This window comes from Butyrivibrio sp. INlla14, from assembly GCF_900102515.1.
GTDB lineage: Bacteria > Bacillota > Clostridia > Lachnospirales > Lachnospiraceae > Butyrivibrio.
In genome coordinates, this window is sequence record NZ_FMVS01000023.1 from 22,454 (window position 1) to 35,055 (window position 12,602).

Annotated in this window: 14 protein-coding genes; all 14 read right to left on the reverse strand. The window is 40.0% G+C overall.

The annotated features are described in order from the left end of the window. Positions 1–31 precede the first annotated feature (31 nt). Positions 32–475 (reverse strand): MarR family winged helix-turn-helix transcriptional regulator, encoded by a 444-nt coding sequence (locus tag BLO53_RS14145; RefSeq protein WP_092062896.1) that lies wholly within the window; start codon positions 473–475, stop codon positions 32–34. 73 nt (positions 476–548) lie between these two features. Then, positions 549–2,972 (reverse strand): HAD-IC family P-type ATPase, encoded by a 2,424-nt coding sequence (locus BLO53_RS14150; RefSeq protein WP_242875384.1) that lies wholly within the window; start codon positions 2,970–2,972, stop codon positions 549–551. Between the two features lie 2 nt (positions 2,973–2,974). Further along, the gene (gene minE, locus BLO53_RS14155) at positions 2,975–3,256 is read right to left on the reverse strand and encodes a cell division topological specificity factor MinE (RefSeq protein WP_026487744.1); all 282 of its coding nucleotides are present in this window, start codon (positions 3,254–3,256) and stop codon (positions 2,975–2,977) included. A gap of 16 nt (positions 3,257–3,272) precedes the next feature. After that, on the reverse strand, positions 3,273–4,052 hold the full coding sequence (minD, locus tag BLO53_RS14160; protein WP_026487743.1) for a septum site-determining protein MinD: 780 nt from the start codon (positions 4,050–4,052) through the stop codon (positions 3,273–3,275). A gap of 16 nt (positions 4,053–4,068) precedes the next feature. Then, entirely contained in the window at positions 4,069–4,821 is a 753-nt protein-coding gene (locus tag BLO53_RS14165; protein ID WP_092062902.1) for a septum site-determining protein MinC, read from the reverse strand. Between the two features lie 119 nt (positions 4,822–4,940). Next, entirely contained in the window at positions 4,941–5,894 is a 954-nt protein-coding gene (tsf, locus tag BLO53_RS14170; RefSeq protein WP_092062905.1) for a translation elongation factor Ts, read from the reverse strand. A 105-nt stretch (positions 5,895–5,999) separates the two neighbouring features. Further along, positions 6,000–6,752 (reverse strand): 30S ribosomal protein S2, encoded by a 753-nt coding sequence (rpsB, locus tag BLO53_RS14175; RefSeq protein WP_092062908.1) that lies wholly within the window; start codon positions 6,750–6,752, stop codon positions 6,000–6,002. Positions 6,753–7,044: 292 nt separating this feature from the next. Further along, on the reverse strand, positions 7,045–7,833 hold the full coding sequence (locus tag BLO53_RS14180) for a hypothetical protein (protein ID WP_092062911.1): 789 nt from the start codon (positions 7,831–7,833) through the stop codon (positions 7,045–7,047). Positions 7,834–7,867: 34 nt separating this feature from the next. Continuing rightward, positions 7,868–8,908 carry a DUF6115 domain-containing protein gene (locus BLO53_RS14185; protein ID WP_092062914.1) on the reverse strand — a complete coding sequence of 347 codons (1,041 nt, stop codon included), beginning with the start codon at positions 8,906–8,908 and terminating at the stop codon, positions 7,868–7,870. 50 nt (positions 8,909–8,958) lie between these two features. Continuing rightward, positions 8,959–9,351, reverse strand: coding sequence for a hypothetical protein (locus tag BLO53_RS14190; RefSeq protein WP_092062916.1), 393 nt, complete (start codon positions 9,349–9,351; stop codon positions 8,959–8,961). A gap of 29 nt (positions 9,352–9,380) precedes the next feature. Beyond that, positions 9,381–10,958, reverse strand: coding sequence for a DUF342 domain-containing protein (locus BLO53_RS14195; protein WP_092062919.1), 1,578 nt, complete (start codon positions 10,956–10,958; stop codon positions 9,381–9,383). 5 nt (positions 10,959–10,963) lie between these two features. Next, positions 10,964–11,737 (reverse strand): FliA/WhiG family RNA polymerase sigma factor, encoded by a 774-nt coding sequence (locus BLO53_RS14200; protein WP_026487737.1) that lies wholly within the window; start codon positions 11,735–11,737, stop codon positions 10,964–10,966. Between the two features lie 28 nt (positions 11,738–11,765). After that, entirely contained in the window at positions 11,766–12,119 is a 354-nt protein-coding gene (locus BLO53_RS14205; protein WP_026487736.1) for a hypothetical protein, read from the reverse strand. Beyond that, on the reverse strand, positions 12,116–12,601 hold the full coding sequence (locus BLO53_RS14210) for a chemotaxis protein CheD (protein WP_026487735.1): 486 nt from the start codon (positions 12,599–12,601) through the stop codon (positions 12,116–12,118). The genes BLO53_RS14205 and BLO53_RS14210 overlap by 4 nt, the downstream gene beginning before the upstream one ends. Between the last annotated feature and the right edge of the window lies 1 nt (position 12,602).

Genomic DNA, 12,602 nt, shown 5'->3' on the forward strand with positions numbered 1-12,602 from the left:
TATTCCCTTGTTAAGAAAAAATCAATAATGATTATCTTACATTTCCAATAATCTTATATAAAAGAGAGTACAGTAATTCAGCATCCTTTGAAGTTAAGCTCACGCAACTTCCTATTTTACTAGGAATATTAAGAGCTTTATCCTTGAGTTTCTCACCTTCAGGAGTAATTGTGACAACTAGATTTCTCTCATCCTCATTAGATCTTACTCTGCTGATGTAGCCCTTAGACTCAAGCTTCTTAAGAACAGGTGTAAGTGTACCTGAATCAAGATACAGACACTCACCTAAAGTTTTTACATTGACGCTCTTCTTCTCCCAAAGAACCATCATGGTAATGTATTGGGTATAAGTCAGATCGATCTCATCAAGATATGGTTTATACTTCCTGATGATTTCCTTTGAACAAGCATACAGAGGAAAGCAAATCTGGTTTTCCAATTTAAGTGATGCATATTTGTCTTCTTTTTTATCCATAATGATCTCCCTACTAAATAATTGAATACTATTAAATTATATCACAAGCCATAATATAATTCACATTTAATTTTTAAATTTTATCAGAAATTAAGGCTTTTTTCTGTATTTTTTTCTCAATACTGGTAAAAATTTTAGTAAGGTAACGCATAAATGGTTCCGTTGCTATAGCAAACAAAACAAAAAGCATAATACACTCAACTGAAACATAACTGATTGAAAACAGATCATGGAAGAAAAATGCTCCCGCCATCATCCCGATAATACATCCTAGAAGAACCTTTACCCTATATGCATTAAATGGAGCCGAAATATTGGCAAGAATAATAAATCCTACAATTGCCAAAAGAAATGTTGATGCAACAGATATATCCTCCGGATTAACACCAAACGTATTTCCAAACACAACAAGGGCAGCTATTGCAAAAAAGTCCGTCAAAGCCGCAGGCATTGCCTTTAATAATACCTTTACAAGGAAATGACCTTGTATCCTTTTGTTATTGGGCTCCATAGCCAGGAAAAATCCTGGAATTCCAATATTCACAAGGCTCACCATAGTGATCTGAGAAGGTTGAAGAGGATAAGTAAGTACACTGATTATAGAAAACAGTGCAAGTAGCAGTGAAAAAATATTCTTAACAAGGAACAGTGTTGCTGTTCGCTCTATATTATTTATATTTCTCCTGCCCTCTGAAACAATCCCTCTCATTCTGGAAAAATCGCTATCGAAAAGGACAACCTGTGCTGCCTGGATTGCAGCATCAGACCCGGCTGCCATAGCTATAGAGCAGTCTGCATCCTTCATAGCCAGGATATCATTTACACCATCACCTGTCATAGCAACAGTTCTGCCATTTTTCTTGAGGGCATTAATTATCTTCTGCTTCTGTTCAGGAGACACTCTTCCAAATACAGTTGTTTTCTCAACAAGTTCTGATATATCTTCATCCTGCATATTGCTGGCATCTATATATCTTCCTGCGTTATCTATCCCTGCATTTTTAGCCACTTCTGAAACAGTAATAGGGCTATCACCAGAAATAACCTTAATCTCTACACCCTGCTTCTTGAAAAATTCAAAAGTATCTCTCGCATTTTCCCTGATAGGATTTTGCATCAAAATAAATGCTATCGGAATATTAAGGGCACCTTCTAGACTCGCCTGAGGAACAGGCAAGGAAACCGGACCATTAACAGGATCTAAGATTGAAGACTCATCCGCGCCTCCGTAGTATCTTGCAAAGCAAAGAACCCTCAGTCCCTTCTGGGCAAAAGAGTTTATCCTATCGCTATAGTTCTCATACAAGCCTCCTAGCACAAATTCAGGAGCTCCAAGAACATATGTTGAATCATCGAACTGCACTGAACTATATTTATACTTGGAAGAAAACGCATGAAAACTAATGCACGTTCTACCAGTTGCAGATTTAAAATAATCCTCAAGAGCATGCATTGTAATATTATCATCCGGAACGCATCCTATATAATCAGAAATCAGAGTATTTACTGCAAGAAGCTTATCATCCGCATCCTCTATATCTGGATCAGCAAGGACAGCATCTGCAACAAGCATACTATTATCAGTAATAGTTCCTGTCTTGTCCACGCATATAGTGTCCACCCTGGCAAGTGTTTCTATACTACGCATGTCATGGAGCAGAACCTTTTCCTTGGCAAGTCTTATGGTACTAAGTCCCAGTGTAATGCTAAGCAAAAGATAAAGTCCCTCAGGAATCATTCCAATAAGAGCAGCAACTACAGATGGCACTGTCTCTGCAAATGAATTTCCTTGAACATAAAAGCTCTGTATAAAAAGAGCTATTCCAATAGGAATAATAGCAATACCGGCAGCTACCACTATCCTATTTATGGACTTTACCATATCAGACTGATCAGATGCAGGCATTTTCTTGGCCTTTAGCATAAGCTGAGAAATATAAGAGTCTGCACCAACCTTGGTAAGCCTTGCAAGGCACCTTCCAGAAACAACAAAACTTCCAGACATAAGGTCAGAGCCTTCTTGCTTAATGATTTCGTCAGCCTCTCCAGTAAGAAGAGCCTCGTTGACAGCAATCTCCCCTTCAAGGACTACAGCATCTGCACAGATCTGACTACCAGCTGTTAAAAGAACTACATCTCCCAGAACAAGCTTATCAATAGCTACAATGTCCTCTGCACCATCTCTTATAGCAGTAGCAGTAGCCTGATTCAAAACATTGAGCCTGTCCAGTACCTTTTTCGCTTTAAGTTCCTGCGCTATACCTATAAGCGAGTTACAGATAATAACCGGCAAAAAGGTAAGCGAATTAAAGGCACCAGAAACTATCAACAGGATAGCCATTATAAGAAAAATCAGGTTAAAATAGGTAAATACATTTTCCTTGATGATATCTGCTGTAGTCTTTGCTGTATTGTCAAGCTGAGTATTCCCATACCCTTGGGCATGAAGTTCCTTGGCCTTAGCTGTAGATAATCCTACATTTATCTCGTCGTACATATTCATTTCTTCATGTTATGATTCATGTTCTTGATAGGGATGTTAGCATAAAGAGCTGGCACAGTCTTGCCATCATTTTCCTCTGTATCCATCTGGGTAAAGTTAATATCAATACCCTCCATATCAATCTCTGCATATTTAGAAAGAACTTCTATAATATCGCTTCTGATTCTCTGCATTATTTCAGGGGAACATGTGGCACGATCTGAAACAAGTACAAGTTTAAGTCTGTCTTTCGCAACATCACTTGAAGATTTCTTTTTGAAAAAATCTGATAGTTTCATTAGTCCCTCCCCCTTATTATTTCTTCTTAAACCAAGAGAAAATTCCTTTCTTAGCATCAAGATCTAAAAATGGAACCTGTTCGCCTATTACTCTGCGGCAAATATTCATATATGCCTGTCCGGCAAGTGAATTATCGCCAACTAAAGGCTCACCGTTATTAGTAGCAACAACAATGTTCTCGTCATCAGGAACCTGGCCGATCAGATCGATTGCAAGGATATCGATTACATCCTCTGCAGACATCATATCCCCTCTCTTGACCATATCTGGACGAAGTCTGTTGACAATAAGGGCAGTCTGCTTGATCTCATTGGCTTCAAGAAGACCAATTATTCTGTCTGCATCACGTACAGCAGAAACCTCAGGTGTTGTTACAACAAGTGCCCTATCAGCACCAGCAATAGCATTCTTAAATCCCTGCTCAATTCCAGCAGGACAATCCAGAATTATATAGTCATATTCCTGCTTGAGTTCCTCTGTAAGTTTCTTCATCTGCTCAGGAGTAACGCTTGTCTTGTCCTTGGTCTGAGCGGCAGGTAAAAGAAATAATGAATCATATTTCTTATCCCTGATAAGAGCCTGCTTGAGTTTGCAGTTTCCCTCTATTACATCTACAAGATTATATACAATCCTGTTCTCCAGACCCATGACAACATCAAGGTTACGAAGTCCTATATCAGTGTCAATAAGTACAACCTTCTTGTTAAGTTTGGCAAGGCCTGTACCAAGGTTAGCAGTTGTAGTAGTCTTACCTACACCGCCCTTACCAGATGTTATTACGATAACTTCTCCCATATCTTCCTCCAATTATTTACTTACTAAACTGTCTAAGGAACGAAGGTCCATAGGAGGTCTTAACAATATGACCATTCTCTATATAAGCTACCTCCGGCTCATTCTCATCAGTTTTTAGTCTCTTTTTCTTAAATTTGAGCTTGGGTCCTTTCTCAGCATCAGGTGAAATTGCAATTGCATCTGCAATCCTGACCTGAAGAGGATTGAGTTTTAGAGCCATTACTATAGCTCCATGATCTCCGCCAGCTCCGGCAAAAGCATTGCCTCTTAGCTCACCAAGGATAAAAATACTACCATATGAAGTGACACTTGCACCTGGTTTAACATCTCCCAGGATCACTACATTTTGCTTACAGGAAACATCCTGACCAGAACGAAGATTACCAACAAGAACCTGCGCATTATTATCGCAGTCTGTTGATATATCTGTGGTATTTGTATCAGCAGGACTTGTATGATCATCAGCCTCATGGATCTTATCTTGCTGACTCCTCATATTAAAAAGTCTCTCTGTCTCAGATTCCTCATCAATTATGCAAGTAATCGTCAGCTGAGTATTATCTGCTATTATCTGCATAACCTCATGTTCCTCTTCTTCAGAAAGATTTCTCCCTCTAACGATAAGTCCCATCTTGTTCTTGCCAAGGAATGAAGATGCCTCAATAAAGTGGCTCTTAATTTCCCCGCGAAGATCAGAAAATGCCACATCAGGATCAAGTACTAGAATTATCCCCGATTTAGTGCCTTTAATAGTTACAGAACTGTTCAAAACTTAATACTCCCAACAAAGTCTTCTAAAAAATCGTACCTTATTAGTATACAACAAAATCCTAATAAGAAAAGAGCTCCGGAAAGATTTCCGAAGCTCCGTAAAAATCTAAATTATAATTAGTTAAGACCAGCTGCCTGCTTAGCAACTTCCTCAGCGAAGTTCTCGTTCTTCTTCTCTATACCTTCACCAGTCTCGAAACGTACAAATCTCTTGATTGAAAGGTTAGCGTTGTTAGCCTTACCAACCTGAGCAAGATACTGTCCAACTGACTGCTTGCCATCCTCAGCCTTTACATAAACCTGATCGTTAAGGCAGATTTCCTTGAACTCTTTGTTAAGACGTCCAATAAGCATCTTCTCGATGATCTCCTGAGGCTTTCTCTTACCCTCTGGAAGCTCCTCGTTCTCCTTCATAGCCTGTGCAAGAAGAATCTCCTTCTCGTGGTTTCTGTACTCCTCTGAAATTTCATCAGATGAAACAAATTTAGGATTAAGAGCTGCAACCTGCATAGCTACGTTCTTAACAGCTTCTTTGATTTCGTCGTTAACAACATCTGTAGCAGCCTCAACGATAACAGAAATTCTTCCGCCACCATGTACATAAGGAACTACAATACCATTCTCTGCAACAACCTTCTCAAATCTTCTGATAGAAATTTTCTCTGAGATAACTGCTGTAATCTCTACAAGTGCATCATTTACTGTCTGAGCCTCATTCTGGTTCCACTTCTCAGCCATGAATGAATCCATGTCCTTAGAATCAGAATTAACTGCCTGTGTAGCAACTGCCTCAACAAATGCCTGGAACTTATCATTCTGTGCAACGAAGTCAGTCTCTGAGTTAACCTCTACAACTGCTGCTGTCTTGTCGTCCTTTGTAGCTACTCTTGTAAGACCCTCAGCTGCGATTCTGCTAGCCTTCTTCTCAGCCTTCATAATACCATTTTTTCTAAGATACTCAACGGCTGCATCCATATCTCCGTTAGTCTCTGTAAGAGCCTTCTTGCACTCCATCATACCTGCGCCAGTTGACTCACGTAACTCTTTAACCATTGCTGCTGTGATAGCCATTTTGTTTTCCTCCGTATATTTGATTGTATAAAAATCATGAGACAAGACTCAGAACCCAATGGATTCTGAGTTTTGGCATCTGCCATCACTTGTCTCATTAAAAAATTACTCGTTAACTTCCTCAGCCTCTGCCTCAGCATCCTCTGCTACATAATCAGCTGCAGCATCAGACTCAGCACCCTGATTAGCCTCGATTACAGCATCTGCCATCTTACCAACGATAAGCTTAACAGCTCTGATAGCATCATCGTTACCAGGAATGATGAAATCAAGCTCTTCTGGATCACAGTTTGTATCGCCGATACCAATAAGTGTGATTCCAAGAGACTCAGCTTCCTGAATGCAGATTCTCTCCTTCTTAGGATCTACTACAAAGATAGCGTCAGGGATTCTCTTCATATCTCTGATTCCACCAAGATTAGCCTGAAGTTTAGCAAGCTCTTTCTTGAGCTGAGCAACTTCCTTCTTAGGAAGAACATCAAATGTTCCATCTTCCTGCATCTTCTCGATAGCCTTCATTCTAGCGATTCTGCTCTGGATTGTCTTGAAGTTTGTAAGCATACCGCCGAGCCATCTCTCGTTTACATAGTACATACCGCAACGCTCTGCCTCAGTCTTAACTGCGTCCTGAGCCTGCTTCTTAGTACCTACGAAAAGGATTGTTCCACCCTGCTGTGCAATCTCGAATACTGCCTTGTAAGCCTCATCAACCTTAACAACTGACTTCTGAAGGTCGATAATGTGGATACCATTTCTCTCTGTGAAGATGTAAGGAGCCATTTTAGGGTTCCATCTTCTTGTCTGGTGACCAAAGTGTACACCTGCCTCAAGTAACTGCTTCATTGATACAACGCTCATGTTATTACCTCCATTTGGTTTAATCTTCCGCACATCCCTGGTCAGGTGGTTCGCAGAAAGCGTCATCTCTGCGCCTGGCTCTCTGGCTGATCAGTTATAACTGACACCGGCTAGAGAATTAGATATGCGTGTATAATATTGTTACTGCCATTAGCAGTCTGTAATTATGGGCATAATTATCCCACAAATCAACAGCTCTCTAATATTAGCATAGCATTTATCAGATTTCAACACTTTTTTGAGAATTTAAAACGAAAAAAGAGATAGAAACACCATTATCATGTTCTATCTCTTATCCCTTACATATTATTCTGGCTATATCTTCATAAGAAGAACCTGCAGGAATGGTCTTAACTCCAGATCTGATGATACGGTCCATCTTTCTTTCTATCAGGTAAGTATTAAAACTGGCAGCATTATCAATAACTCCTTCTTTATAAAGAATCTGCGCCACCTGATCAGATCCAAGTCCTCCCGGAATAGTAACTGTCTTGGTAGTAGAAGTTGTACTTCCAAGAACAGAACTTGTTTCAGTTTGGGTACTTGTCGTCAATTCTGCAGCTGCGGAAACTGTCTCTTCATTTTTTTCCTGTGAAATACCTGCAGTAGCATTATTGGAAGATTCAACTGTGGTATCAGAATTAGAAGAAGTCTTACTGGAAGTTTCTTTTGTAGATTCAGTTTCAGTTTTTCCCTTTTCTGATTCCTTACTGCTATCTTTTTTTTCATCTTTAGCCACTTCCGAAAGTGGTTTACTTGCACCAGCGACCCCTTGGTTGATTTCTTCAGAAATTTCGTCTCCTTCTTTATCCAATGACGCAATGGATGCAGATGAATCATCTGTGATTTCCTCACTTTCGACAGTAGTTTCAGAATTAAAACTACTGCTAGTTTTGATTTCCTGTTCAGCTTCAGATGACTGGCTCAAAACGCCACCATCCACCATTCCAAGAGCCTTGGCTCTTTCTATAACCTCGGCATCACTAATGGTAGCTTTCCTGCCACCAAGAGCAAAGCCCATAACAATCGCAGTAAGTATTATGCCTATACCCATTCCGCGAAGATAGTACTTTAGTTTCATACGTTTCTGTCCTTATTGTAATGTAGTAAAAAAATCATTTAACTTTCCTGTGTTTATTGGAAAGATCAATAACAAGCTTAACTTCTCCAATTCCAAGCCCCAGTTCTCTTGCTATTACCATATTGGATTTGCCGGCTTTGTGCATTTCAATTATGCGTCTGTTCTGAGAAATAGGGTCATTAGCAGTTAATTCCTGCATATTTCTGTCAGGATTATCTCTTCTGTCTGTTATTGGAACCACCTTGGAATTTTCAGGCTTATGGCCGATAACTCTAAGCTTTTTAACCTCTTCTTCAGGTATGACCTCAGCAGCGATGTCGTGAAGTTCCTTTATATCCTTTTCAGAAACATATCCGCTTTCTATGGATGTATCATAATCCTCTTCATCATTGACAGGTCTGGCAGATATTTTTTCAACTTCATTATCTCCATGATCTTTAATGTCTTCTCTGTCATTATCTTTTTTGTCTGAGTTTTTCTCCTTATAAGGAATTCTGATACCACTAAGTTTATCTTCATCCTCATCAAGAAGGATTGCTCTTACATTTTTTTCTGGTTTATTCAAAGAATTAGTAAGATTTGTACTAGCTTCCTGAGCCATAGAAACAGAAGCCTTAGCATCTCTTGCAGCATCTTCGGCATCACGAACAGTAGCCTCAGCGTCTCTTACAGCTTGCTTGGCTTCATCAGTCTTTTTGGCAACTTCAGATACTACATTAGAAAGATTCTTGTGCTTGTCATTTAGCATATCGTACATAAACATGACTTCATCATGATTCTTGTGAATGTCATTTATGACAGTATCCGAATATTCGTTTATTGCGGAAAGTTTCTCATTAGATATGCGCTCCATAGCGCGCTCTGTACGATCAAGAGAATTATCTACGGTGTTATCCACCATATTTTCGATGGTTTCCTTCTGATCCTCAACTTCACGACGAACAAGCTCACGAATTTCTCTCTCCATGAGCATTTTGTCCTCCTCGTCCATCTCTTTACCAGCTGGTAGAAGGTACCCTAATATGATAGCTGCAAATCCTGCAACTATGAGAACAATCTCAGTAATGCTAATCATCTCCGCCCAATCCCCTAAGTAAAATCAATTACTATTATACCGTAAACATATCAAATCTTCAAATCAAAACCTGACGAAATACCAAAATTTACAGGCTTACCATTCCGGTCAAGAACGTGACCTGCAATCTTCTCCATTTTGTCTGCTGACAGCTGTTTTTCAAGGATTGCGCTTTTCTCTTTACCCTCTTTAGATCCGCGTCTGTTCCTGCCACCGTCACCCATGTACTCGTTGCTGCCTTTGTCCTCAGCATCTGAATGAAGTTCCCCCGAACTTACATTTTCTTTTTCGGTAACCTGGCTTCTCTGATTGTCTACTTCCTGATTAAACTGAGCCTGGAAATTTCGCTGATCCATCAAAGGCCGCGCATCTTCCGCCGCCTTGATAGTCCCCACTTCACTTGTGGCCGCCATCACGCCAAATTCAATACGGTTAATCGACATGGCACCCACCTCCTTCCAAGCTTATTTTATCATATTGGAGCCAGTCTTACATCACCTTCTTTTATAATAAATCGGCTATATTGGACTGGTTTTTTAACAATCATTGATAATTCTCCAATATTTACTATAGTACCTGGATATGCAGTTCCTTCTACGATTACATCAGCCTCCTTTTGCTCAGCAAGCTTTTCCATTAGTTCCTGATATTCTGTAGAATCATCCTGAATCTTCTGAGTCAGAGTTTTATTAAGTCCAACAAGTTTTTGAACGTTAGCAACCTGATCTGGTGTAAATTTTGCTCCTGCTTTTAGCATCTTGGAAAAGCCTTCAACAGTTGGCTTTATGCCCTCAAGGGTCTTTTGAGCCTCTGCCATACCTTTTTGAAGTTCTTTGAGTCTAAGCTTAAGCTGTGGATCAGCGCCAACTTCAATTACTGTGTTTGCTCCCATTTCAGACCCGAGGATCTTAGCCTGAATCCTATCAGCAGCGCAAACCTTTCCGCCTGCAATGAATCCTCTTTTTCCTGTAACATTTATCTCTGTTCCCGAAGTAACTGTGGAATGCAATATACATTCGCTTGATATACCGCCATTTGCTGTCACGGTGGCATTTTCTATAAACTTGGCTACAACATTCCCATCGGCAGTGATCTTGCCACCCGCCTTAACACCACACTCTAATATAACGTCAGCGCCTGAAATTATAGTTGCATCCTCAACTATACCTTTTACAACAACGTTTCCGCCAGCCTTTATAGAGAAATTGGAGGCAACAACTCCTTTTACTTCTACGCTTCCCTCCGCATCTATGTTTCCAGTAGAAACATCGACGTTTGCCAGGACAAGTACATCTGAAACTGTTACCTTGCCTTCTTTTATAGTAACGTGGCCTGCCTTTGCTGCTGTAAGTGTCATTTTATCTTCGGAAAGAATTGTATTTTTTCCAAACTTGATGTAAGTAGACTTTACATTGGCAGGTTTTATATTTTCACCAAGAGTATTTATGCCAGGTTCTCCGGGGACTTCCGGATGAAGGGTTGCAAGGAGCTGTCCCTCCTGGACATTATGGATAAGATCAAGGTTAAAATAGTCAACACTTCCATCTTCTTTTACAGTTGGCTTTGGTCGTTTATTAACGCTAAAATGATATTCCACCTTGGCATTAGTTCCCTGCTTGACCGGTTTTCCCTCGGCGACAACAATCTCTGTACAATACTTTCTGTGTTCAAAGAACTCATGGATATTTTCTGTTTGTACACCATAAACGATTTTTCTGTAGGCAAGCGAATCCAGGATTTCTTTTTCTGTGAGCAGTTCTGCTCCCTCTGTAGGAGGATAAAAAACAGCTGTGACAGTCATCCTATCCTTGGAAGATTCAATCCTGCAGTATTCTCTTTCGGGCATTATTTTAGTTTCCGTAAAAACAACCACAGTCTCATCCTGATTTGTCACAGCTTCGTTTATCTTAACAACGTCATATTGAATTTTCTTGTCATCCAGATAGTCCCTGACCATATTTACATCCAAAGGAGTTCCGTCACCTGTAGGCTTGTAAACCTTGATTCCTGTTCCTTCTTCAGTAACAACAAGCTGAAAATATCCGTTCATATAAGCTACCTCGAATTTGTTAGTATGCCTAAATAATCGCCAAGCTTCTCACGCATTTTTTGAAGTGCCTTAGTGTGGAGTTGAGATACTCTGGACTCAGACACTTCCAGAACTTCACTTATTTCTTTCAACGTCAGTTCTTCGTAGTAATACAGTAAAATAACCTTCTTTTCTTTATCAGTAAGAGACTCAAGGGACTGAGCCAGCATTTTCTTAAGTTCCTCTTTTTCTATTGCCTCTTCCGGTTTAACAAAGCCAGAGCCCCTGTTATTAGAATCTTCAGGAATGTCTGCTCCCTGATCCATGAACTCATTTAAAGATACAACGCCTGTAACCTTCATCTGGTTCTGCCAGTTAGCATATTCATCTTCGGAAATTTCCATTTTTGCAGCTATTTCAGCATCAGTAGCAACATGGCCTCCATCTCTCTCGATTTCCCGGATAGCGGCCTCTATCTTTTTCTGTCTCTGCCTGATGGTCCTTGGTATCCAGTCCATCTTGCGGATCTGGTCTAAAATGGCACCTCTAATACGAAGGCTTGCATAAGTCTCAAACTTAACATCCTTCATAAGATCAAACTTATCGATTGCATCAATAAGTCCAAAGATACCATAACCAACAAGATCGTCGTACTCAACATTAAAGCCAAGATACATACTAAGTCTGCCAGCTACAAGTTTTACAAGTGGAGCATACTCAAGTATCAGCTTTTCCCGAATATCTGCTGATTTAGTATTATGATACTCTTCCCATAATTTACTTCTTTCTGCTTCATCCATTAGTCATGTCCCCAAGTCATATATTTTTTTAGAATTCAGGCGGAACATAATTCTCATCATCAACTCTGATATTATCAGAATTAACGTCTACGCCTTCAGCTTCCATTGCAGCCCGAGCTTCATCCTCTAGTCTTCGGGCTTCTTCTAATTCTGCCATTTGTTTTTCGTAGTTTATATCAACGAACTTTGTTATCATCTTTTCAACGATGAGACCTATAACAAGAAATATAACTACGCTCATACAAACAATAACAAACCAATCCCCCACTGGATAGCGCTTAAAGTAAGCATAGATTGCAATGATAGCAGTACAACTAAGCACTATCAGTGGTGTGATCAGTTTAGTGTTAGGTTTTTTAATTTCTTCAGTGTCGGTATTCATATGATTTTTTCAGGCTTTCCTACAGCTCTGATTACAAAATTACCATTTTCTGGATAAAATATGACCGTTCTTCCATACGAATCGCCAGTGTCCTGGGCCAGAACAGGAATATTCATTTCTTTAAGTTTCTTTAAAGTAGCCTGAACATTTCTGTCTCCAACTCTCATAGTGTTGTTATTAGTCTGGAACGCGAACATCTGCGCTCCTCCGGCAATCTTGGCAACAAGCCTTGATCTGCTGGCTCCTTTAGCAACTATTTGCTTTATCAGTTCTTCTATACCTGTATCAGCAAACTTCGGAATATTGGAGTTATTCTTTATCTCAGTGGAATCTGGCAGCATTATATGCGCTAGGCCCCCAATCTTAGTGACGGGGTCACGAACAGCAATACCTACACATGAGCCAAGGCCCAGCGTAGTAATGCCATCGGGGCTTACACAAATATTCAGATCAGCCATACCAACCTTAATTATTTGACTCATA